This window comes from Aquipseudomonas alcaligenes (assembly GCF_003205495.1).
Lineage (GTDB): Bacteria > Pseudomonadota > Gammaproteobacteria > Pseudomonadales > Pseudomonadaceae > Aquipseudomonas > Aquipseudomonas alcaligenes_B.
Genome location: NZ_QJRX01000003.1, coordinates 163202 through 185016, shown reverse-complemented (window position 1 = coordinate 185016; position 21815 = coordinate 163202). Strand labels below are relative to the sequence as shown.

Sequence of the window (21815 nt, the reverse complement as noted above, 5' to 3'; positions counted from 1 at the left end):
CCCCGCAGTGCGCAAGCGCTGCGGGGTTTTCTTTTTGCCCGCCGAAAATCCCCGCCCGCCACCCGCCTCGGCAATCTCTCCTATGCTGCAGCTGACATGCGCGTGTTTGCCGAACATAGGCGCAACTCGGCACACCCAACAAAGTGCAACTCGTCGGCATAGCCTGAACAATAAGGTTGCACCTAGTTGCACCCAGGTCGATCCTGCGCTTACTCTCTCGGCCACGCGTTATCCGCGCTCCACTGCAGATAGGATTTACCCATGGCGACCACCACCCTTGGCGTGAAACTCGACGACGCCACCCGCGAACGTCTCAAGAAAGCAGCCCAGCAGCTCGACCGTACGCCGCACTGGCTGATCAAGCAGGCGATCTTCAACTATCTGGAGCAGGTCGAGGGTGGCCTGACCCCGGCCGAGCACGCCGGCCTGGCCGCCGCAGCCGGCGAGGAGGCGGTGGAGCACCTGAACGAGGCGGGCCTGCAGGTATTCCTCGACTTCGCCGAAAGCATCCTGCCGCAGTCGGTGCTGCGCGCCGCCATCACCGCCGCCTACCGCCGCCCGGAAACCGAGGCGCTGCCGATGCTGCTGGAGCAGGCGCGCCTGCCCAAGGAGCTGGCCGAGGCCGCCAACGGCATGGCCCTGGGCATTGCCGAGAAGCTGCGCAACCAGAAGAGCGCCGGTGGCCGCCAGGGCCTGGTGCAGGGCCTGCTGCAGGAGTTCTCGCTGTCGTCCCAGGAAGGCGTGGCGCTGATGTGCCTGGCCGAGGCGCTGCTGCGCATCCCGGACAAGGCCACCCGCGACGCCCTGATCCGCGACAAGATCGCCAACGGCAACTGGAGCCAGCACCTCGGCCAGAGCCCGTCGATGTTCGTCAACGCCGCCAGCTGGGGCCTGCTGATCACCGGCAAGCTGGTGTCCACCCACAACGAGGCCGGCCTCACCTCCTCGCTCAACCGCCTGATCGGCAAGAGCGGCGAGCCGGTGATCCGCAAGGGCGTGGACATGGCCATGCGCCTGATGGGCGAGCAGTTCGTCACCGGCGAGACCATCGGCGAGGCCCTGGCCAACGCCAGCAACATGGAAGCCCGCGGCTTCCGCTACTCCTACGACATGCTCGGCGAGGCCGCGCTGACCGAGGAAGACGCCAAGCGCTACCTGGCCTCCTACGAGCAGGCCATCCACGCCATCGGCAAGGCCTCGCACGGCCGCGGCATCTACGAGGGCCCGGGCATCTCGATCAAGCTGTCGGCCCTGCACCCGCGCTACAGCCGCGCCCAGTACGACCGCGTGATGGACGAGCTGTACCCGATCCTGCTGAACCTGACCAAGCTGGCCAAGCAGTACGACATCGGCATCAACATCGACGCCGAGGAAGCCGACCGTCTGGAAATCTCCCTCGACCTGCTCGAGCGCCTGTGCTTCGCCCCGGAACTGGCCGGCTGGAACGGCATCGGCTTTGTCATCCAGGCCTATCAGAAGCGCTGCCCGTACGTGATCGACTACGTCATCGACCTGGCCAAGCGCAGCCGCCACCGCCTGATGATCCGCCTGGTAAAAGGCGCCTACTGGGACAGCGAGATCAAGCGCGCCCAGGTCGAGGGCCTGGAGGGCTACCCGGTCTACACCCGCAAGCCCTACACCGACGTCTCCTACATCGCCTGCGCGCGCAAGCTGCTGGCTGTGCCGGAAGCCATCTACCCGCAGTTCGCCACCCACAACGCCCACTCGCTGTCGGCCATCTACCAGCTGGCCGGGCAGAACTACTACCCGGGCCAGTACGAGTTCCAGTGCCTGCACGGCATGGGCGAGCCGCTCTACGAGCAGGTGGTCGGCTCGGTCAAGGACGGCAAGTACAATCGCCCGTGCCGCATCTACGCCCCGGTCGGCAGCCACGAGACGCTGCTGGCCTACCTGGTGCGTCGCCTGCTGGAAAACGGCGCCAACACCAGCTTCGTCAACCGCATCGCCGACCACAGCATCTCGCTCAAGGAGCTGGTGCTGGACCCGGTCGAGCAGGTCGAGCAGATGGCCGCCCAGGAAGGCGCCGTCGGCCTGCCGCACCCGCGCATCCCGCTGCCGCGTGACCTCTACGGCGCCGCCCGCGCCAACTCCAGCGGCATCGACCTGGCCAACGAGCACCGCCTCGGCTCGCTCAGCTCGGCGCTGCTGACCTCCACCAACACCAGCTACGTGGCCGGCCCCATGCTCGGCTGCGACACGCCCAACCCGGGCCCGGCCGAGCCGGTGCGCAACCCGGCCGACCACCGCGACCTGGTCGGCCATGTGCACGAGGCCAGCGAGGCCGACGTCAAGAGCGCCATCCTCTGCGCCCAGGCCAGCGGGCAGATCTGGCAGTCGACCCTGCCGGCCGAGCGCGCCGCCGTGCTGGAGCGCGCTGCCGACCTGATGGAGAGCGAGATCCAGCAGCTGATGGGCCTGCTGGTACGCGAGTCGGGCAAGACCTTCGCCAATGCCATCGCCGAGGTGCGCGAGGCGGTGGACTTCCTCCGCTATTACGCCGCCCAGGCGCGCAGCTTCGGCAACGACAGCCACCGCCCGCTGGGCCCGGTGGTGTGCATCAGCCCGTGGAACTTCCCGCTGGCGATCTTCACCGGCCAGGTCTGCGCCGCGCTGGCCGCCGGCAACACCGTGCTGGCCAAGCCGGCCGAGCAGACCCCGCTGATCGCCGCCCAGGCCGTGCGCATCCTGCTCGAGGCCGGCGTACCGGCCGGCGCCGTGCAGCTGCTGCCGGGCCGCGGCGAGACCGTCGGCGCCCGCCTGGTGGGCGACGAGCGCGTGCGCGGCGTGATGTTCACCGGCTCCACCGAAGTGGCCGGCATCCTCCAGCGCAACATCGCCGGGCGCCTGGACGCCCAGGGCCGCACCATCCCGCTGATCGCCGAGACCGGCGGCCTCAACGCCATGATCGTTGACTCCTCGGCCCTGGCCGAGCAGGTGGTGATCGACGTGGTCAGCTCCGCCTTCGACAGCGCCGGCCAGCGCTGCTCGGCCCTGCGCGTGCTGTGCGTGCAGGCCGACGTGGCCGACCGCGTGGTGGAAATGCTCAAGGGCGCCATGGCCGAGTACCGCATCGGCTCGCCGGAACGCCTGCACACCGACATCGGCCCGGTGATCGACGCCGAGGCCAAGGCCAATATCGAGCAGCACATCCAGAAGATGCGCGAGAAGGGCCGCAAGGTCTTCCAGGCCGCCCGCGCCGACGCCGAGGAGCTCAAGCGCGGCACCTTCGTGCTGCCGACCCTGATCGAGCTGGACAGCTTCGACGAGATGAAGCGCGAGATCTTTGGCCCGGTGCTGCACCTGGTGCGCTACCAGCGCGCCGACCTCGACAACCTGCTGCAGCAGATCAACGACAGCGGCTACGGCCTGACCCTCGGCGTGCACACGCGCATCGACGAGACCATCACCCAGGTGGTGGACAGCGCCAAGGTCGGCAACCTCTACGTCAACCGCAACATCGTCGGCGCCGTGGTCGGCGTGCAGCCGTTCGGCGGTGAAGGCCTGTCCGGCACCGGTCCCAAGGCCGGCGGGCCGCTGTACCTGTACCGCCTGCTGTCGACCCGTCCGCAGGAGGCCGTGGCCCAGTACCTCAAGGGCGACAACGTGCAGGCGCTGGCCCTGCCGACCGAGCTGGACAAGGCGCGCGCCGCCTTCGCCGCCTGGGCCGGCAAGCAGGAGCCGGGCATCGCGGCCCTGTTCGAGCAGTACCTCGCCCTGTCGCAGAGCTACACCAGCCACCTGCTGGCCGGCCCGACCGGCGAGCGCAACAGCTACACCCTGCTGCCGCGCGAGCGCGTGCTGAACCTGGCCGAGGAACGCGCCGACCTGCTCGCCGAGCTGGCCGCGACCCTGGCCGTGGGCAGCCACGCACTGTGGCCGGAAAGCCAGCGCAGCCTGTTCGCCGAGCTGCCCAAGGAGGTGCAGAAGCGCATCGCCCTGGTGGCCGACTGGACCGGTGGCGACGCCGAGTTCGACGCCATCCTGCACCACGGCGACTCCGACCAGCTGCGCGAGGTCAGCCGCCAGGCGGCCCAGCGCAAGGGCGCGATCGTCAGCGTGCACGGCCTGAACAAGGGCGAGACCGACATCCCGCTAGAGCGCCTGCTGATCGAGCACGCCCTGAGCGTCAACACCGCGGCGGCCGGCGGCAACGCCAGCCTGATGACCATCGGCTAAGACCCGAGCATGCCCTCGCCCATCCGCAACGGGTGGACGAGGGCATGAAAGCGGGGTGAAAGCCTGGCGCGGCATGCTTGCGCCACCAACGCACCCAGGAAAGCCAGATTCACACCCGGGAGCTCCGCCAGAGCGCCCAAACCGGCCATGCCGCGGCTCGGCCGCGTCGGACGCCACGCGTCGCACACCTGCACAGGGGGTTACCCACCCGGTGCGACGCGCCTTCCCTGCCGGCACCTCGGTGCCATGCGCCAGCCTACCCGGCCGGCGCCGGAACGGGGCCCACGGGCCCCGCGTCCACCCTCCCTTGACCTCCCTCAGCATTCCTTAAGCTTTACCGGGCTAAGCTTTGCCCGACGCTCCACCCCACGAGGAAACGAGATGAGCTGGAAAAATGACGAGCGGCGCTACGGCAGCCTGTCCATCGCCCTGCACTGGCTGATGCTGGTGATGATTGCCACCGTGTACTTCACCATGGAGTTTCGCGGTCTGTTCCCCAAGGGTTCGGATGGCCGCGAGTTGATGAAGCAGACCCACTTCATCCTCGGCCTGAGCATTTTTTTCCTGGTCTGGTTGCGCCTGCTGGCCAGGCTCATCGCGCCCACGCCGAAGATAGTCCCGGCCATTCCGGCCTGGCAGGCGATCCCGGCCAAACTGATGCACCTGGCACTCTATGGCCTGATGATCTGCACCCCGCTGCTCGGCTGGTTGATCCTCAGCGCCTTTGCCAAACCGATTCCCTTCTTCGGCCTGGAGCTGCCGCCGCTGATGGAACCGAACCACGACCTGGGTGAGCAGCTCGAGCACTGGCATGGACAAATCGCCGAGGCCGGCTACTGGCTGATCGGCCTGCACGCCGCCGCCGGCCTGTTCCATCACTACGTCAGCCGCGACAACACCCTGACGCGCATACTGCCGGGGCGCTGAACAGCGACCGACAGTGCTGGAAAAGCCTCGCGGGCATCGCTAGAATTGCGCACTTTTTGATCAGAGGCGCCCGCGAGCGCCCGCTCGAGGTTAGCCACCGATGTCCACCGCCACACCGAAAGTCGGATTCGTCTCCCTGGGTTGCCCGAAGGCCACCGTCGACTCCGAACGCATCCTCACCCAGCTGCGCATGGAAGGGTACGAGATCGTCCCGACCTACCAGGATGCCGACGTGGTGGTGGTCAACACCTGCGGCTTCATCGACAGCGCCAAGGCCGAGTCGCTGGACACCATCGGCGAAGCCATCGCCGAGAACGGCAAGGTGATCGTCACCGGCTGCATGGGCGTGTCCGAGAACGCCATCCGCGACGTGCACCCGAGCGTGCTGGCCGTCACCGGCCCGCAGCAGTACGAGCAGGTGGTCAACGCCGTACACGAGGTGATCCCGCCCAAGGCCGACCACAACCCCTACGTCGACCTGGTGCCGCCGCAGGGCATCAAGCTCACCCCGCGCCACTACGCCTACCTGAAGATTTCCGAGGGCTGCAACCACAGCTGCAGCTTCTGCATCATCCCCTCCATGCGCGGCAAGCTGGTCAGCCGCCCGGTCGGCGACGTGCTGTCCGAGGCCCAGCGCCTGGTCAAGGCCGGGGTCAAGGAGCTGCTGGTGATCAGCCAGGACACCAGCGCCTACGGCGTCGACCTCAAATACAAGACCGACTTCTGGGAAGGCCAGCCGGTCAAGACGCGCATGAAGGAGCTGTGCGAAGCACTCTCCAGCATGGGCGTGTGGGTGCGCCTGCACTACGTCTACCCCTACCCCAACGTCGATGACGTGATCCCGCTGATGGCCGCCGGCAAGCTGCTGCCCTACCTGGACATCCCCTTCCAGCACGCCAGCCCGAAAGTGCTCAAGGCCATGAAGCGCCCGGCCTTCGAGGACAAGACCCTGGCTCGCATCAAGAGCTGGCGCGAGATATGCCCGGAGCTGACCATCCGCTCCACCTTCATCGTCGGCTTCCCCGGCGAAACCGAAGAGGACTTCCAGTACCTGCTGGACTGGCTGACCGAAGCCCAGCTCGACCGCGTCGGCTGCTTCCAGTACAGCCCGGTGGACGGCGCCCCGGCCAACGACCTGGGCCTGGAGCCGGTACCGGACGACGTCAAGCAGGAGCGCTGGGAGCGCTTCATGGCCCACCAGCAAGCCATCAGCGCCGCCCGCCTGCAGCGTAAGATCGGTACCGAGATCGAAGTACTGATCGACGAAGTCGACCACGAAGGCGCCGTCGCCCGCTCCTGGGCCGATGCGCCGGAAATCGACGGCAGCGTGTTCATCGACTCCACCACGGTGCAACCCGGCGACAAGGTGCGCGTGCGCGTGGTGGATGCCGACGAGTACGACCTCTGGGCCGAGCTGGTCTGACCGTATAGCGCTGCGAAAACAGCCCCGCCAATGCGGGGCTTTTTCATGCCCGGTCGAGCGGGCTCAGCACGCCCAAGCCACCGCGATTGAGCACATGGGTATAGATCTGCGTGGTCTTCACATCGGCGTGGCCGAGCAGCTCCTGCACCGTACGGATGTCCTGCCCGCTCTCCAGCAGGTGGGTGGCGAAGGAATGGCGCAAGGTGTGCGGCGTGGCTGGCTTGTGCAGGCCGACCCGGCGCACCGCATTGCGAATCGCCCGCTGGATAGTCTTCTCGTGTAGGTGATGACGAAAGATGCCACCGGAGCGCGGGTCGGCCGAGCGATTGACCGAAGGAAACACGAACTGCCAGCCCCACTCGGCAGCCGCGTTGGGATACTTGCGCGCCAGGGCATGCGGCAGGTTGGCCCGGCCATAGCCCTCCTGCAGATCCTGCTCATGCAGGGCTCGTACCCGCTGCAGATGCAGCTCCAGGGGCGCTGCCAGCTTGCGTGGCAGCATGGTCACCCGATCCTTCTGTCCCTTGCCATCGCGGATCAGGATTTCCAGGCGAGCAAACTCTACATCCTTGACCCGCAAACGCAGCACTTCCATCAAGCGCATGCCGGAGCCATACAGCAGGCTGGCGATCAACCACAGCGTGCCGTCCAGTTGCGCCAGCACGCTCGCCACTTCCTCCCGAGTCAACACCACCGGCAGGCGCTGCGGACGGCGCGCCCTAATCACGCCATCCATCCACGGCAGCTCGATCTGCAAGACCTGCTTATAAAGGAAGAGAATCGCCGACAACGCCTGGTTCTGCGTCGAAGCCGAAACATCCCGACGCACCGCCAGATCACTCAGGAAAGCCTCGACTTCCGGGGCTCCCATCTCCTGCGGATGGCGATACTTGTGAAAACGGATAAAGCGCTTGACCCACTCCAGATAGACAGCTTCGGTGCGGATCGAATAGTGTCGAAGGCGAATTTGCTCGCGTACCTGATCGAGCAGTCTGGGCTTGTCATCCATGTCGCTGTTGCTCCCTGATTCATGTCGCATCTCCTGATGCCAACTGCAGGCTAGACAAGGACTTGCTGGACGACAAGGAACGATATGCGACACAAGTGGCGGAAAAAATTACGCCACTTGTGTCGTCTACTTATAGTTAGGTGCTCAGAGTGCTCATCAAAGCCACCATATGTGCATTACTCGATAATGAAGGTGAGGCTGAAATTGCCGAGACTTGGCTACAAGAGAATGCTAGCTCTTTAACATTTATATCGGAGATGAATGGCTGTGGTTGCTGCGTGCTCTCTTGGGATATTGAAGGTCCAGAAGCAGTTGTCGCAACACTCCCTAAGCATTTATCTGCCAGCAGCTCTTGGGCCTCTGGTGGCAACACCTAACAAACGGTTCAAGCCGTTCGCTGTGCTCACTCGGGACCGGCTAAAGCCGGCCCCTTAACCAAACGTTAGCCCTACACCGGAGTACAGCAGACCGTGTCTATATTGGACTTCAAAGAAATACCTGAAGCGCATATTGCGAGCGGACTACAAGATACTTTTGAGCTATTCGCAAGAGATTTTCTGAAATTTGTCGGATATAAAATTATTACTGATCCAGATCGAGGGGCCGATGGCGGCGTTGATCTAGTTGTCGAAGAAAGCAGAACTGGTGTTGGCGGAGAAACAATAATCCGCTGGCTGGTTAGTTGCAAACATAAAGCATTCAGCGGGAACTCTGTAAACCCAGGTGATGATGCAAACATCAGAGATCGCGTAGAAGCCAATGAATGCCAAGGCTTTATAGGTTTTTATTCAACAATCGCAAGCGCTGGTCTGGCCGGGAATCTGGAAGGGTTAAAAGGCAAGATTGAATATCAAATATTTGATCGTGAAAAAATAGAAGGTCATCTTTTACATTCAGCAAGGGGCCTTGAGATAGCTGAAAGATTTTTTCCCAAATCCTTATCCGCCTGGAAGACGGAGAACCCTCAGCCAGCAAAAATCTTTGCAGAAAAACCAAGCCTCCAATGTAAGGTCTGTCACAAAGAACTCTTTGAGCAAGATGATCATGGAATCATAACCATCTGGCAGAAAATGAGTCATCACAGAATCAATGGTGCCAAGCACTTCGAGCATGTTTTCTGGGTTTGCCGTGGGCGGTGCGATGATGTGCTTACCCAATACATGAGGCAAAAAGACAAGACATTGATTGATGGCTGGGAAGACATTTCCGACGTTTTAATGCCGACGATTTTCATCAAGTGGATCATGACCATTATGAATGAATTGCGCTCTGGCGATACATACTCAGATGAAGCCTATGAATCAATGAAAGAATTTCTTCTACAGGTATTCCCATATATCTGCAGGCATCTGACAGGGAAGGAAAAAGAGCGGATCAAATCGCTTACAGAAATTCCTGCCTACCTGGGAGGCCTCGGGTATTAAGGCTAACAAATGGTTCAAACCGTTCGCTTCGCTCTCTGGGACGGGCTAAAGCCCGCCCCTTAACCAAACGTTAGGAGCCATTGCCTGTGGACGGAGAGGACTTCAAGGAAGTATGTGCCTATTACGGAGCAGCGATGTACTTTGCTCAATGCCTAGAGCACGGCATTGCTAACGCAATGATCTTCTTAGACCTCATTCCTCGCACCAAAGGAAAATGGACTGACGAAGAATACGAGAATTACTACGCATCCAATTTTGATAAAACTCTTGGGAATTTAATAAAAGCACTAAAGTCAGTTTCTACTTTACCTGCAGACCTTGAAGAAAAACTCACCGAATCAAGAAACAAACGAGCATATCTAGCTCATCATTTCTTCAGAGAAGCCATGGACATGCTGGCAGCGGGAAAATATGAGGAAGTCATTGAGAGCCTAGAGAGCTATCGGAGCTTCTTCGAAGAAACAGACCAAAGTCTTGATAAATTCATAATGCCCGTAATGATCAAAAGCGGATTCACCGAAGAGCGCATGCAGCAAGCCCTTAAAGAATACAATGAGCTCATGAAAAATGGCTCCTAACTACTGGTTCAAGTCGTTCGCTTCGCTCACTCGGGACCGGCTAAAGCCGGCCCCTTAACCAAACGTTAGGCGGCAAAAGCACTGGAGGCATGTACGGGCATGGAAGTCTTTCATTATTGTGCTGTTAAGCCGTTAGCCGGCTCTAGCTCAAGCGCTGCTTTCCAAAAGCCACACTCGATGTTCGTACGGGCCGGACAGCTCGCATGAATGAGTTCCCAACAAAAACGAATCAGGTGCTTGCAGGGCCGTTGCGGGTTGGCCACAGTGCGGTAGTCATGTCCTATGTACGACTCGATGCCCGCTGCCTAACAACTGGTTCAAGCCACTCGCTTCGCTCGTTCGGGACTGCGTTCCGCGGCCCCTTAACCAAACGTTATGTGCCAAAGACAATGCGAAGAACCTACACAACAACATTCGCGCTGGGCTTCACAGCTTTTCTGGCTTACCAAAGTCTATGGTGGATTTTTCACATCAACGGCTGGCACTGGCACAAAGACCTGAACATCCCTGGATTCTTTTTATTATTGGCATCATCACCTTGGTCGCTAATGGTTCATTCCAACACACTAGAGATTCAGGCGACATTTGGCGAGCTAGGCTGGCACTTTCTTAGCGCAATACTTGTAGCTACTGGTCTCGGTACAAATTTCACAATCGCAGCATTCTTGCTAAAAAAAGCAAAAGAGCTTATTCAAAGTGTTCGCACATAACAATACGCTCAACTATGCTCACTTCGTTCGCTGGACAGTCAAAAGCTGCGCTTTTGCCTGCCCGTTAGCTTAATCGTTAGGCAGTCATGGAAAGACAGCAAGTAACCTTTGAAGAATCGTGCACGCGACCATGCACACTACAGCTTGGTCGCTGTAGCGGGCCGACAGTGCACGGTCTAAACGGCTATGTTTGCGAAAACTGCATTAGAACAGCACTAGACAAACTCCATGTAAACAGTGAAGCAGGCATGCAAAACTGCTCTTATTGCGGCAAGACTCCCTCATATCAAAGCCAACAAACCAACACATGCAAGGAGTGCTTTGAAAAAGCACTAAAGAGCGTAGAGCATTGGTACAGAACACAAGACCGGAGAAATGCCTAACAATGCGCTCAACTGTCGCTCACTCCGTTCGCTGGACAGTCAAAAGCTGCGCTTTTGCCTGCCCGTTAGCTTAATCGTTAGCCGTCATGCACGAGACGCTTCTGCCACGCGAGTTCGACGGAGGTCGACTCCGTCGAATGCACACACGCGATCACGCCGCGTTCCAGGCCTATCGCTCACTCCCAGAGCTCGGGCGCTATCAGGGTTGGTCGCCGATGTCTGACGCAGAAGCTCTTGAGTTCATCGAAGAAGTGCAACGAGCACCACTCTTCACGCCTGGCCAGTGGCTACAACTCGCAATCGCCGAGCCAGAATCGGACGCGCTGGTAGGAGACATTGGCATCTATCTGTCCGAAGACGGGACGTCTGGTGAAGTCGGTTTCACACTCCACCCGAGGGCGCAGGGTCGTGGCGTCGCCAGTCGCGCCGTCTGCGAGGCAGTTCGATTGCTCTTCGCGGCAACCAGCATCACTAGCGTATTGGGCATCACCGACGAGCGAAACTTGCCGAGCATCCGCCTACTTGAGCGCATAGGCTTCACGTTCGTAGAGTGCCGTCAAGTCGTGTTCCGAGGCGAGCCTTGCACAGAGAGGGTGTACGCCCTGGCTCGAAATGACGGCTAACCCTTCGCTAACTTTATTGACTACGACATGTTCATGGAAAACAAAGGCCCGAAGCCTTTATGGTCAGAGTTAGAGGAGCAATAAATATATGCCGCGTAAGCCTCTAACAGTGCCTTCAACTGCCGCTCACTTCGTTCGCTGGACAGTCAAAAGCTGCGCTTTTGCCTGCCCGTCAGCTTAATCGTAAGGCGCCAAGGCAATATTGGTTACTCGGCACCGAGTCAGTGGGGCCGCTCCATCAGCACACCGGCACGACCTGCGCTCCGCCGCTTCGGCTACCATGCGCAGGTTCCCCGAATAGCGTGTCGCCATGTCCCACTCCGTTACCCCCGTCGGCTACCTGCGCTCCTGCTTCAAGGAGAAGTTCGCCATTCCCCGCCAGCCACAGCTAGCCCCGGCCGCCCGTGGCGTGCTGGAGCTGGTGGCGCCGTTCGATCGTGCCGAGGCGGTGGCGGGGCTGGAGCAGGTCAGCCATGTGTGGCTGCTGTTTCTCTTCCACCAGGCGCTGGAGGACACGCCCCGACTCAAGGTGCGACCGCCGCGCCTGGGCGGCAACCAGTCGATCGGCGTGTTCGCCAGCCGGGCCACGCACCGGCCCAACGGCATCGGCCAGTCGGTGGTGAAGCTGGAGCGGGTCGAGCCGGGTCGGCTGTGGCTGTCCGGCATCGATCTGCTGGACGGCACGCCGGTGCTGGACATCAAACCCTACGTACCCTACGCCGACCAGGTACCCGAGGCGTTCAACCGCATCGCCGAGGCGCCGCCACCGCAGGTAGCCCTGGAGTGGCACGAAGCCGCGCTGGCCCAGGCCCACGAGCATGCGCTGCGCCTGGGCGAGCCGCTGGTGGCGTTGATCGAGCAATGCCTGCGCCAGGACCCGCGCCCGGCCTACCAGGTACCGGAGCCGGAACGCCGCTACGGCGTGCTGCTGTGGGACGTGCAGGTGCGCTGGCACTACCCCGAGCCCGGGCGCATCCGCGTACTGGAAGTGGTACCGGGCTGAGGGCAGCCCCGGATTGCATCCGGGCTACGCCAGCCGAGCCCTGGCCAGAAATGACAAACCCGCCAATTGGCGGGTTTGTGTATGCAGCGACTGACGCTTACTTCTCGACGAAGGCGCGCTCGATCAGGTAGTCGCCCGGCTCGCGCATGCGCGGGGAGATCTTCAGGCCGAAGCTGTCGAGCACCTGGCTGGTCTCGTCGAGCATGCTCGGGCTGCCGCAGATCATGGCGCGGTCGTCCTGCGGGTTGATCGGCGGCAGGCCGATGTCGGCGAACAGCTTGCCGCTGCGCATCAGGTCGGTCAGGCGGCCCTGGTTCTCGAAGGGCTCGCGGGTCACGGTCGGGTAGTAGATCAGCTTGTCTTTCAGGGCATCACCGAAGAATTCGTTCTTCGGCAGATGCTCGGTGATGAATTCGCGGTAGGCCACTTCGTTCACGTAGCGCACGCCGTGGACCAGGATGACCTTCTCGAAGCGCTCGTAGGTTTCCGGGTCCTGGATCACGCTCATGAAGGGCGCGAGGCCAGTGCCGGTGCTGAGCAGGTACAGGTGCTTGCCGGGGTTGAGGTCATCGAGCACCAGGGTGCCGGTGGGCTTCTTGCTGATGATGATCTCGTCGCCTTCCTTGAGGTGCTGCAGCTGCGAGGTCAGCGGGCCGTCCGGCACCTTGATGCTGAAGAACTCCAGGTGCTCTTCCCAGTTCGGGCTGGCAATGGAGTAGGCGCGCATCAGCGGGCGACCGTTGGGCTGCTGCAGGCCGATCATCACGAACTGGCCGTTCTCGAAGCGCAGGCCCGGATCGCGGGTGCACTTGAAGCTGAACAGGGTGTCGTTCCAGTGATGCACACTCAGTACGCGTTCCGAGTTCATGTTGCTCATGCTGTTTCCTTCGATAGCTTGCTGTGCCGGGGCCGGCAGGATTGCGCGCCATTCTAGGGAGGGCCACAATATCTGTTAAGTGGATTATCAAGATATGGTTTATTGGTTATATAGATATGAAATTCACGCTCAGACAGCTGGAAGTCTTCGTCGCCGTGGCCAAGCAGGAAAGCGTTTCCCGCGCGGCCGAATCCCTTGCCCTGTCGCAGTCCGCGGCCAGCACTTCGCTCAGTGAGCTGGAGCGGCAGTCCGACTGCCAGCTGTTCGACCGTGCCGGCAAGCGCCTGTCGCTCAATGCCCTGGGCCGGCAGCTGCTGCCGGAGGCCGTGGCCCTGCTCGACCAGGCCCGCGAGATCGAGCGCCTGCTCAGCGGCAAGACCGGCTTCGGCTCGCTGGAAGTCGGCGCCACCCTGACCGTAGGCAACTACCTGGCCACCCTGCTGATCGGCAGCTTCATGCAGCGCCACCCGGAATGCCGGGTGAAGCTGCATGTGCACAACACCGCCCATGTGGTGCAGCAGGTGGCGCACTATGACCTGGACCTGGGCCTGATCGAGGGCGACTGCCAGCATCCGGACATCGAAGTGCAGCCCTGGGTGGAGGACGAGCTGGTGGTGTTCTGCGCACCGCGCCATCCGCTGGCCGAACGCGGCAGCGCGAGCATGGCCGAGCTGACCCGGGAGGCCTGGATTCTGCGCGAGCAGGGCTCGGGTACGCGGCTGACCTTCGACCAGGCCATGCGTCATCACTCCTCGCAGCTGAATATCCGCCTGGAGCTGGAGCATACCGAGGCGATCAAGCGCGCCGTGGAATCGGGCCTGGGCATCGGCTGCATTTCGCGCCTGTCGCTGCGCGATGCCTTCCGCCGCGGCAGCCTGGTGCCGGTGGAAACGCCCGAGCTGGACCTCACCCGCCAGTTCTACTTCATCTGGCACAAGCAGAAATACCAGACCGCCGCCATGCGCGAGTTCCTCGACCTGTGCCGGCAGCTGACCGCGGGCATCCGCCGCAGCGACGAGATCATCCTGCCCTGGATTGCTTGAACCGGGTCAGTTCAGGCCGAAGCGGCCAAAGGGTGGAAGCTGAAGTACAGGCGCAGGGCATCGACCATTTCGACGTATTCGGCCGGCGGCGCCACCAGGGCGAAGCCGGAGTCGAAAGTACCGGGGGTGACGTCCTCGCGGCTCCACTGGCAGGTGGCGGCGAAGTCGATGGGATGGATGCGGCCGTCACGACCGGGGATCTTCAGGCGCATGTCGAAGCGCGCGTTGACCAGCATGGGCAGCTGGCTGATCAGCATCAGGCCGTCCAGCGAGACATTGCCGATGTAGCCCATGGGCTTGTCGGTGATGCGGTTGAACACCTTGAGGTAGTAAGGCAGCTGGTGGCGTTCGATGCGGCGCTGGGTATGCATGGTGGCCATTCGCTAGAGCTGGGTCTTGGAGTATGGTCGGCCTGCCGCCACCCGGCCAGGGTCAACCGCACCGCTCGGCGATGCGGGACGACAGACGGCTACGGGCACTGGCCATTTCGTCGTCGCTGTAGTAGCGGCGCTCGCCGTTGGCTTCCGAGCTGAAGTAGCGGCCATCCTCGCTGATTTGCGCCAACCGGCGGCGCAGTTCGCTGCACTCCTGGTGGCGCTCGGCACGTGCGGCGGCGGCACGCGTCTCGGCCTGGGCCTGCTCCTCGCGGCGAGCATCGTAGAACTGCTGGGTGCGGCGTTCGCGTTCGAGGGTGGCGGCATCACGCTCGACCACCTGCGGCTTGACCTCGACGGTCTCGGCATTGGCCCCGCCCGGGCGCTCGCCGAAATGCACGCGCCCCTGGGCATCCGTCCAGCGGTAGATTTCCGCGCTGGCCAGGGCCGGCGCAAACAGCACGATGAATAGCAGATGACGCATGTGGACTCCCTCCTCTGACGCAGCTTAGCGCCGCGCCCCTCTCCCTGACAGTTGGCCGACTGGCGGCCGCATCAGAGGGATGCGGGAGTCGCCTTGGCCGGTTCGCTCGCCTGATGATGCCCGAGCTGGCGCAGGGTCTCCAGCCTGGCACGCGCGCGGTAGGCGTATTCGCTGCCCGGGTAGCGGTTGATGATGAACTCGTAGGTCTGCGCCGCATCGACGAACAGGTTCTGCCGTTCCAGGCACTGGCCGCGCAGCAGGGAAATCTCCGGCTGCACGTAGCTGCGCGAGCGGCTGGTGCGCTCGGCGCGCGACAGGTCGAGCAGGGCCTGGTCGCAGTCGCCGACGTTGTAGTGCTTGTAGGCCTCGTCCAGGTGGCGGTCGAGGGAGATGCGGTTGCAGCCGGCCAGGCTGGCCAGGGCGAGAAGCAGGATCAGGGTACGCATGGTCGGTTTCCTCCACTGCGCAGAGTATCGGCCGTCGCGCGACTTTCTGCAGCCGGCCAGGTAGTGCAAGCGAACAATGACTACAGTGCAAGGCCGTAGTAGCCTCGCCGCACGCATTGAGAATGGAGTTACCGCATGACCCTGCGCCGCACCAAAATCGTCGCCACCCTCGGCCCCGCCAGCAGCTCCCCGGAAGTGCTGGAGCGCCTGATCGTCGCCGGCATCGACGTGGCCCGCCTGAACTTCTCCCACGGCAGCGCCGACGACCACAAGGCCCGCGCCGCCCTGGTGCGTACGCTTGCGGCCAAGCACGGGCGCCACGTGGCGCTGCTCGGCGACCTGCAGGGGCCGAAGATTCGCATCGCCAAGTTCGAGAACAAGCGCATCGAGCTGAAGGACGGCGACCTGTTCCGCCTGTCGGCGACCCACTCGCGCACCGCCGGTAACCAGGAGGTGGTGGGCATCGACTACCCGGCGCTGATCCAGGACTGCGACGTCGGCGACGAGCTGCTGCTGGACGACGGTCGCGTGGTCATGCGCGTCGAGCTCAAGGGCGCCGACGAGCTGCACTGCCGCGTCGAGATCGGCGGTCCGCTGTCCGACAACAAGGGCATCAACCGCCGTGGTGGCGGCCTCACCGCCCCGGCCCTGACCGACAAGGACAAAGTCGACATCAAGCTGGCCGCCGAGATGGAGCTGGACTACGTCGCCGTGTCCTTCCCGCGCGACGCCGCCGACATGGAATACGCCCGCCGCCTGCTCACCGAGGCCGGTGGCAACGCCTGGCTGGTGGCCAAGATCGAGCGCGCCGAGGCAGTGGCCGACGACGCCGCGCTGGACGGCCTGATTCGCGCCAGCGATGCGGTGATGGTGGCCCGCGGCGACCTCGCCGTGGAGATCGGCGACGCCGAACTGGTCGGCATCCAGAAGAAGATCATCGCCCACGCCCGCCGCCTGAACAAAGCGGTGATCACCGCCACGCAGATGATGGAGTCGATGATCCACAGCCCGATGCCGACCCGCGCGGAAGTCTCCGACGTGGCCAACGCCGCGCTGGACTACACCGACGCGGTGATGCTGTCGGCCGAGAGCGCCGCCGGCGAGTACCCGGTGGAGGCCGTGGAGGCCATGGCGCGCGTGTGCCTGGGCGCCGAGAAGCACCCGACCAGCCAGAAGTCCAGCCACCGCATCGGCCGCACCTTCGAGCGCTGCGACGAGAGCGTGGCCCTGGCCACCATGTACACCGCCAACCACTTCCCGGGTGTGAAGGCCATCATCAGCCTGACCGAGAGCGGCTACAGCCCGCTGATCATGTCGCGCATCCGCTCGTCGATCCCGATCTTCGCCTTCACCCCGCACCGCGAGGCGCAGGCCCGCGTGGCGCTGTTCCGCGGCGTGTACACCGTGCCCTTCGACCCGGCCGCCCTGCCGGCCAACAAGGTCAGCCAGGCGGCGGTGGACGAGCTGCTCAAGCGCGGCGTGGTGGAACCCGGCGACTGGGTGATCCTGACCAAGGGCGACAGCTACCACGGCACCGGCGGCACCAACACCATGAAGATCCTGCACGTCGGCGACCCGCTGGTGTGATGCCGTGCAGCATGAAAAAGGCCGCTCGATGAGCGGCCTTTTTGCTGGAGGGCGCCCGGCTACTTCTGGTTGTAGCTCTGGATCAGGTTGGCGTAGGCCGGCAGGTGGCCACCGAGGATGCCGCCGAAACCCTCGATGTCGTTGCGCCAGTCGCGGTGCAGCTCGCAGCCGACGCTGAACCAGTTGAGCAACTGTGCACCGGCATGCGCCATGCGGGTCAGCGCGGCGTCGCGCACCGAGGTGTTGAAGGTGCCGGAGGCGTCGGTGACCACGAACACCTCATAGCCCTCCGCCAGGGCCGACAGGGTCGGGAAGGCCACGCACACGTCGGTCACCACGCCGGCGATGATCAGCTGCTTGCGCCCGGTGGCCTTGATCGCGTTGACGAAGTCGGCATTGTCCCAGGCGTTGATCTGGCCAGGGCGGGCGATGTAGGGCGCATCCGGGAACATGGCCTTGAGCTCAGGCACTATGGGGCCGTTGGGGCCCTGCTCGAAGCTGGTGGTGAGGATGGTCGGCAGTTTGAAGAACTTGGCGATGTCGGCCAGCGCCAGCACGTTGTTCTTGAACTCGTCCGGGCTGTAGTCGCGCACCAGCGACAGCAGGCCAGCCTGGTGGTCGACCAGCAGCACGACGGCGTCGTCCTTGTTCAGGCGCTTGTAGGTAAAGGACATGGTGAACCTCCCGTGGGGTTGCGGCGAAGTGGGCATCGGAATCGATGAACTCTCAGCCTAGCCGCTGGCGGGGGCCCTGACGTCCCGGCAAATGGGCAAATAGCTTTTCGCTAGAACAGAACAATCCGCCGCCATACCAACGCTATCCTTGGCCAATCTCACACTCGGGAACGAACGCCATGAAACTGGACCTGCAGGAGATCGAGACCTTTCTGCGCGTGGTGGAGCTGGGCGGCGTGAGCCGCGCCGCGGAGGATCTGGCCCTGTCCAAATCGGTGGTGAGCAAGCGCCTGAGCGACCTGGAGCAGCGCCTGGGCGCCAAGCTGCTGCACCGCTCGACGCGCAAGGTGGGGCCGACGGAGAACGGCCTGGGCTTCTACCGCCAGGCCAAGGACGCCCTGCGCGAACTGCAGCAGGCGGCCGAGGCGGCGACCTACACCGACAGCGGCCTGCGCGGGCGCCTGCACATGCTCGCGCCGATGAGCTTCGGCACGCTCTGGCTGGCGCCGCTGCTCGCCGAGTTCATGGCCCTGCACCCGCAGCTGAAAATCACCCTGCACCTGGACGACCGCATCAGCGACTTCGAGCGCGAGGGCTACGACCTGTGCGTGCGCGTCGCGCACATCGGCGACAGCGCACTGATCGCACGCAAGCTGGCCAGCAGCGCACGCCTGCTCTGCTGCAGCCCCGCCTACGCCGCCCGGCACGGCGTGCCGCAGCGCATCGAGGAACTGCTGGAGCACGACTGCATCGGCTACAGCAACGTGGTCTCGGGGCAGTTCTGGTCGTTCGACAGCCGCGACTCGAGCGGCGACCTGCTCAGCCTGACGCCGCGCGGGCGCTTCGCCAGCAACAACGGCGAGGCGATGTGCGCCATGGCCCTGGCCGGCCAGGGCCTGGCGCTGCTGCCGAGCTTCATCGTGCAGCCGCACCTGCGTTCGGGCGCGCTGCTCGAGGTGCTGCCGCAGGCACGGCCGCCGGCCTATGCCATCTACGCCCTGTACCCGCGCTCCAGCCGCGCCTCGCACAAGGTCCTGGCGCTGTGCGACTTCCTCCAGCAGCGCCTGGCGGACGCGCCCTGGGAGCACCCCTGAGGCGCGCGGAACAGGCGGCAGTTCAGACGACTGGCCCCGGCGGCCTCAGGCGAAGCGGGAAAAGTCCGGCTGGCGCCGCTGCATGAAGGCGCTCAGTGCCTCGATGGCCTCCGGCGAGCGCAGGCGCTGGCCGAACAAAGCGCCCTCCTCCTCGATCACCTGGCGCAGCTGCTCGCGCCCCGGCGCACGCATCAGGCGCTTGCTGTCGGCCACCGCCGAAGGCGCCAGGTCGAGGAAACGCCGGGCCATCTCGCGGGCCTTGGCCATTGTGCTCGGGCCATCCTCCAGGGCGGCACCGGCGATGCCCCACTCGGCCGCCTGCTCGCCGGTGAAGGCCTCGCCCAGCAGCAGCACCTCGGCGGCCCTGGCCGGCCCCAGCAGTTGCGGCAACAGCAGGCTGGAGCCGAACTCCGGGCACAGGCCAAGGTTGACGAAGGGCGTGCGCAGCTTGGCATCGCGACTGACGTAAACAAGGTCGCAGTGCAGCAGCAACGTGGTGCCGATGCCTACCGCCGGGCCGGCCACGGCGGCCACCACCGGCTTCGCGAAGTCGAACAGCGCGCGCATGAACTGGAACACCGGGCTGTCCATGCCGGTGGGCGGCGCCTGCAGGAAGTCCGCCACGTCGTTGCCGCTGGTGAAGCACTCGGGACCACCGGTGATCAGCACGACACGCACCGTGCGGTCGGCATTGGCGGCGTCCAGCACTTCGGCCATGCGGCTGTACATGGCGCGGGTGAGGGCGTTCTTCTTGTCTACGCGGTTCAGGCGCAGGGTCAGCAGGCCGTCTTCGCGCTCGACCAGTATGTGTTCGCTCATGGCAGCTCCGGGGCAAGGCCCCGATCAGGCGTGGGGCAGGAAAAGATCGGCCAGCACCTGGTTGCGCGGCACGCCGAGGATGAACAGGCGGCGGGCGAAGGCTTCCACGCTGGCGGGGGAGCCGCAGAGTAAGGCGAGGGTCTGCCGCGAAACAAGCCGCAGTTGTGCCAAAACCTCCGCCTGCTCGGACGTCGCCACCAACTGCACTTGCAGCTGCGGATGGGCCGCGGCCAGTGCCTGCAGCGGCTCGGCCAGATAGTGCTCGGCGCCGTCATGGGCCAGGTGAATGAGCCTTATGGGGCCCTGGTGATGCTGACGCAACGCCTCGCGCAGCACCCCCCACAGCGGCGCCAGGCCGGTGCCGGCGGCCAGCAGCCAGAGCGGCCGCTGCCGCCAGTCCGGATCATAGTGCAGGGCGCCACCGCGCAGCTCGCCCAGGCGCAGCGCATCGCCCGGGCGCAGCTGACGGGCGATGTCACTGAAGGCGCCGCTGCGCCGGCAGTCCAGATGGAACTCCAGCCAGGGCTCCTCGCCCGGCAGGCTGGCCAGCGAGTAGGGCCGCGCCACCCCCTCTCCGGCCCACAGCAGCAGGTGCTGGCCGGCGGCGTAGCGCATCGGCCGCTCCGGCAGCAGGCGCAGGCGCAGCACCGTCGGGCTCAGCCAGTCGAGCGCCTGCACCCGCGCCGGCAGGCCATCGCGAGCCGGGTCGAACAGCTGCACTTCGAGGTCGCCGGCCACCCGGCACTGGCAGGCCAGGCGCCAGCCCTGCTCGCGGCGCTCCGCGCTCAGCGCCTGCGGCTGCTCGTCCAGCGGTTCGCCACGCACGCAGCGCACCAGGCAGGCATGGCAGCTGCCGGAGCGGCAGCTGTAGGGCACACGCAGTCCGGCGCCGTTGAGGGCATCGAGCAGGTTGCTGCCGGGAGTCACCGACCAGGCCTGGCCGGCGGCTTTCAATTCAGGCACCGGCACCCTCCCAGGCCGCGTCGCAGCGGTTGCGCCCGCCGCGCTTGGCCCGGTACAGCGCCTGGTCGGCCCGCTGCAGGGCCTCATCGAGCTCGTCGCCGGCGCTGAGCAGGGTCATGCCGGCGGACAGGCTCAGGTTGCTCACCTGCACGCCCACCGGCCGGGCATTGGCGAAGGCCTCGCGCAGGCGCTCGCAGCAGCTGGTGAACTGGTCGGCGTCGGTGTTGGGCAGCAGCAGGACGAACTCCTCGCCGCCGTAGCGGGCCAGCACGTCGCCATCGCGCAGGCAGGCGCGCGCCACGGCGGCGAAGGTCTGCAGCACGCGGTCACCGGCGGCGTGGCCGTGCACGTCGTTGATGCGCTTGAAGTGGTCCAGGTCGATCAGCGCCAGGCCGTGCTGGCGACCATGGTCGAGGTTGTCCAGCTCGCGCAGGGCCAGGCGCAGGAAGTGGCGGCGGTTGAACAGGCCGGTCAGCTCGTCGGTGGCCACCAGATCCTCGAGCTGGCGCATCATGCCGCGCAGGGTGTCCTGGTGCGCCTGCAACGCGTAGCGGCGCTGGCGCATGCGTTGGCGCAGCGCCTGGGCATAGCTGGCGAACAGGCTCAGCCAGGTCAGGCCGATGAACAGCGCGCAGGATTGCAGCAGAGCCTGGGCGGGGTCGGCCAGGCGCATCTGGTAGCCCTCCCACAGGTTGAGCCCGGCGAAGGCGAAGAAGGCGATGGCGGCGCAGCGCACGAACACCGCCGGGCGCAGCTGGAACGCGCCGAACATCAGGATGATCAGGTAGAACATCAGCAGGCTGCCCCGCGCGCCATCGAGCTGGGCCAGCAGGGCCGTGTGCAGGAGCAGGCCGACGAGGATCTGTGCCTCGGTCAGGCTGGGGTCGACGAAACGCAGGTTGCGCCCGCTGCGCAGCAGGGCATAGAAGACCAGCTGGCTGGCCACGACCAGGCCGGTGCAGAGCAGTGCCGCCTGCAGGCCGCCACTGAAGATGCCCGTCCACACGGCGACCCACAGCAGCAGCAACACCAGGGCATAGCTCGCCACCGCCATGCCGAAACGCTTCAGCAAGAGGCTTTGCAGACCACGCTTTGTCACGCCTGGAACGCTCGTGCTCATGGGCTCCGTCCCGTACTGGCACCTTGCCCAACTCTACCCCCGTGATCACAAAATTGA

At 64.1% G+C, this 21815-nt stretch carries 21 protein-coding genes; 12 read left to right on the top strand and 9 right to left on the bottom strand.

The features are described 5' to 3' along the window. Positions 1-261: 261 nt before the first annotated feature. The 3 genes from putA to rimO all read left to right on the top strand — a co-directional run bounded on the left by putA (position 262) and on the right by rimO (position 6547). A complete protein-coding gene (gene putA / locus DMO17_RS06175) occupies positions 262-4197 on the top strand; it encodes a trifunctional transcriptional regulator/proline dehydrogenase/L-glutamate gamma-semialdehyde dehydrogenase (protein ID WP_110681630.1) in 3936 nt (1311 codons plus the stop codon). A gap of 381 nt (positions 4198-4578) precedes the next feature. Beyond that, a complete protein-coding gene (locus DMO17_RS06170) occupies positions 4579-5124 on the top strand; it encodes a cytochrome b (RefSeq protein WP_110681629.1) in 546 nt (181 codons plus the stop codon). Between the two features lie 100 nt (positions 5125-5224). Beyond that, a complete protein-coding gene (gene rimO, locus DMO17_RS06165) occupies positions 5225-6547 on the top strand; it encodes a 30S ribosomal protein S12 methylthiotransferase RimO (RefSeq protein WP_110681628.1) in 1323 nt (440 codons plus the stop codon). Between the two features lie 43 nt (positions 6548-6590). On the opposite strand, the gene DMO17_RS06160 is transcribed toward rimO, so the two are convergent. Next, entirely contained in the window at positions 6591-7556 is a 966-nt protein-coding gene (locus tag DMO17_RS06160; protein ID WP_110681627.1) for an integron integrase, read from the bottom strand. 149 nt (positions 7557-7705) lie between these two features. Between DMO17_RS06160 and DMO17_RS06155 the strand changes: the two genes are divergently transcribed. The 6 genes from DMO17_RS06155 to tsaA all read left to right on the top strand — a co-directional run bounded on the left by DMO17_RS06155 (position 7706) and on the right by tsaA (position 12277). Then, positions 7706-7933, top strand: a complete 228-nt coding sequence (locus DMO17_RS06155; RefSeq protein WP_220034067.1) for a hypothetical protein — start codon at positions 7706-7708, stop codon at positions 7931-7933. Between the two features lie 102 nt (positions 7934-8035). Continuing rightward, a complete protein-coding gene (locus tag DMO17_RS06150) occupies positions 8036-8980 on the top strand; it encodes a restriction endonuclease (protein WP_258371491.1) in 945 nt (314 codons plus the stop codon). A gap of 86 nt (positions 8981-9066) precedes the next feature. Next, positions 9067-9558 (top strand): hypothetical protein, encoded by a 492-nt coding sequence (locus DMO17_RS19510; RefSeq protein ID WP_146224896.1) that lies wholly within the window; start codon positions 9067-9069, stop codon positions 9556-9558. Positions 9559-9761: 203 nt separating this feature from the next. Then, complete coding sequence (locus tag DMO17_RS19505) at positions 9762-10268, top strand: hypothetical protein (protein ID WP_146224895.1); 507 nt, start codon at positions 9762-9764, stop codon at positions 10266-10268. Between the two features lie 469 nt (positions 10269-10737). After that, positions 10738-11274 (top strand): GNAT family N-acetyltransferase, encoded by a 537-nt coding sequence (locus DMO17_RS20025; RefSeq protein ID WP_110681624.1) that lies wholly within the window; start codon positions 10738-10740, stop codon positions 11272-11274. A gap of 310 nt (positions 11275-11584) precedes the next feature. Next, positions 11585-12277: a tRNA (N6-threonylcarbamoyladenosine(37)-N6)-methyltransferase TrmO gene (gene tsaA / locus DMO17_RS06135; protein ID WP_110681623.1), complete on the top strand. Its 693-nt coding sequence runs from the start codon at positions 11585-11587 to the stop codon at positions 12275-12277. A gap of 97 nt (positions 12278-12374) precedes the next feature. Here tsaA and fpr read toward each other — a convergent pair whose 3' ends face one another. Then, positions 12375-13154, bottom strand: a complete 780-nt coding sequence (fpr, locus tag DMO17_RS06130; RefSeq protein WP_110681622.1) for a ferredoxin-NADP reductase — start codon at positions 13152-13154, stop codon at positions 12375-12377. A 116-nt stretch (positions 13155-13270) separates the two neighbouring features. Between fpr and DMO17_RS06125 the strand changes: the two genes are divergently transcribed. Further along, on the top strand, positions 13271-14197 hold the full coding sequence (locus DMO17_RS06125) for a LysR family transcriptional regulator (protein WP_110681621.1): 927 nt from the start codon (positions 13271-13273) through the stop codon (positions 14195-14197). Positions 14198-14208: 11 nt separating this feature from the next. On the opposite strand, the gene DMO17_RS06120 is transcribed toward DMO17_RS06125, so the two are convergent. From DMO17_RS06120 to DMO17_RS06110, 3 genes are all read right to left on the bottom strand, one after another. Beyond that, positions 14209-14568: a PilZ domain-containing protein gene (locus tag DMO17_RS06120; protein ID WP_110681951.1), complete on the bottom strand. Its 360-nt coding sequence runs from the start codon at positions 14566-14568 to the stop codon at positions 14209-14211. 61 nt (positions 14569-14629) lie between these two features. Next, a complete protein-coding gene (locus DMO17_RS06115) occupies positions 14630-15055 on the bottom strand; it encodes a DUF4124 domain-containing protein (RefSeq protein WP_110681620.1) in 426 nt (141 codons plus the stop codon). A gap of 71 nt (positions 15056-15126) precedes the next feature. Continuing rightward, on the bottom strand, positions 15127-15501 hold the full coding sequence (locus DMO17_RS06110) for a tetratricopeptide repeat protein (RefSeq protein ID WP_110681619.1): 375 nt from the start codon (positions 15499-15501) through the stop codon (positions 15127-15129). 135 nt (positions 15502-15636) lie between these two features. Here DMO17_RS06110 and pyk point away from each other — a divergent pair, with 135 nt between their 5' ends. Beyond that, complete coding sequence (gene pyk / locus DMO17_RS06105; RefSeq protein ID WP_110681618.1) at positions 15637-17088, top strand: pyruvate kinase; 1452 nt, start codon at positions 15637-15639, stop codon at positions 17086-17088. Between the two features lie 59 nt (positions 17089-17147). Here the strand turns inward: pyk and ycaC are convergent, their stop codons facing one another. Continuing rightward, the gene (gene ycaC, locus DMO17_RS06100; RefSeq protein ID WP_110681617.1) at positions 17148-17762 is read right to left on the bottom strand and encodes an isochorismate family cysteine hydrolase YcaC; all 615 of its coding nucleotides are present in this window, start codon (positions 17760-17762) and stop codon (positions 17148-17150) included. Between the two features lie 179 nt (positions 17763-17941). Between ycaC and DMO17_RS06095 the strand changes: the two genes are divergently transcribed. After that, positions 17942-18856, top strand: coding sequence for a LysR family transcriptional regulator (locus DMO17_RS06095; protein WP_110681616.1), 915 nt, complete (start codon positions 17942-17944; stop codon positions 18854-18856). A gap of 45 nt (positions 18857-18901) precedes the next feature. Here DMO17_RS06095 and DMO17_RS06090 read toward each other — a convergent pair whose 3' ends face one another. From DMO17_RS06090 to DMO17_RS06080, 3 genes are read right to left on the bottom strand one after another with little or no spacing between them, the layout of a single operon-like run. After that, positions 18902-19675 carry an enoyl-CoA hydratase gene (locus DMO17_RS06090; RefSeq protein ID WP_110681615.1) on the bottom strand — a complete coding sequence of 258 codons (774 nt, stop codon included), beginning with the start codon at positions 19673-19675 and terminating at the stop codon, positions 18902-18904. A 24-nt stretch (positions 19676-19699) separates the two neighbouring features. Beyond that, entirely contained in the window at positions 19700-20638 is a 939-nt protein-coding gene (locus DMO17_RS06085) for an iron-sulfur-binding ferredoxin reductase (protein WP_110681614.1), read from the bottom strand. After that, positions 20631-21758: a GGDEF domain-containing protein gene (locus DMO17_RS06080; RefSeq protein ID WP_110681613.1), complete on the bottom strand. Its 1128-nt coding sequence runs from the start codon at positions 21756-21758 to the stop codon at positions 20631-20633. Before DMO17_RS06080 ends, DMO17_RS06085 begins: the two co-directional genes overlap by 8 nt. Between the last annotated feature and the right edge of the window lie 57 nt (positions 21759-21815).

Bases quoted from the DNA above. Each gene is read 5' to 3' on its own strand.
- DMO17_RS06120 (WP_110681951.1), bottom strand. From the start codon at position 14,568: ATGCATACCCAGCGCCGCATCGAACGCCACCAGCTGCCTTACTACCTC.
- DMO17_RS06170 (WP_110681629.1), top strand. From the start codon at position 4,579: ATGAGCTGGAAAAATGACGAGCGGCGCTACGGCAGCCTGTCCATCGCC.
- DMO17_RS06160 (WP_110681627.1), bottom strand. From the start codon at position 7,556: ATGGATGACAAGCCCAGACTGCTCGATCAGGTACGCGAGCAAATTCGC.
- rimO (WP_110681628.1), top strand. From the start codon at position 5,225: ATGTCCACCGCCACACCGAAAGTCGGATTCGTCTCCCTGGGTTGCCCG.
- DMO17_RS06115 (WP_110681620.1), bottom strand. From the start codon at position 15,055: ATGCGTCATCTGCTATTCATCGTGCTGTTTGCGCCGGCCCTGGCCAGC.
- pyk (WP_110681618.1), top strand. From the start codon at position 15,637: ATGACCCTGCGCCGCACCAAAATCGTCGCCACCCTCGGCCCCGCCAGC.
- DMO17_RS06080 (WP_110681613.1), bottom strand. From the start codon at position 21,758: ATGAGCACGAGCGTTCCAGGCGTGACAAAGCGTGGTCTGCAAAGCCTC.
- DMO17_RS06090 (WP_110681615.1), bottom strand. From the start codon at position 19,675: ATGAGCGAACACATACTGGTCGAGCGCGAAGACGGCCTGCTGACCCTG.
- DMO17_RS06095 (WP_110681616.1), top strand. From the start codon at position 17,942: ATGAAACTGGACCTGCAGGAGATCGAGACCTTTCTGCGCGTGGTGGAG.
- DMO17_RS19505 (WP_146224895.1), top strand. From the start codon at position 9,762: ATGAATGAGTTCCCAACAAAAACGAATCAGGTGCTTGCAGGGCCGTTG.
- ycaC (WP_110681617.1), bottom strand. From the start codon at position 17,762: ATGTCCTTTACCTACAAGCGCCTGAACAAGGACGACGCCGTCGTGCTG.
- DMO17_RS06110 (WP_110681619.1), bottom strand. From the start codon at position 15,501: ATGCGTACCCTGATCCTGCTTCTCGCCCTGGCCAGCCTGGCCGGCTGC.
- tsaA (WP_110681623.1), top strand. From the start codon at position 11,585: ATGTCCCACTCCGTTACCCCCGTCGGCTACCTGCGCTCCTGCTTCAAG.
- DMO17_RS20025 (WP_110681624.1), top strand. From the start codon at position 10,738: ATGCACGAGACGCTTCTGCCACGCGAGTTCGACGGAGGTCGACTCCGT.
- putA (WP_110681630.1), top strand. From the start codon at position 262: ATGGCGACCACCACCCTTGGCGTGAAACTCGACGACGCCACCCGCGAA.
- fpr (WP_110681622.1), bottom strand. From the start codon at position 13,154: ATGAGCAACATGAACTCGGAACGCGTACTGAGTGTGCATCACTGGAAC.
- DMO17_RS06125 (WP_110681621.1), top strand. From the start codon at position 13,271: ATGAAATTCACGCTCAGACAGCTGGAAGTCTTCGTCGCCGTGGCCAAG.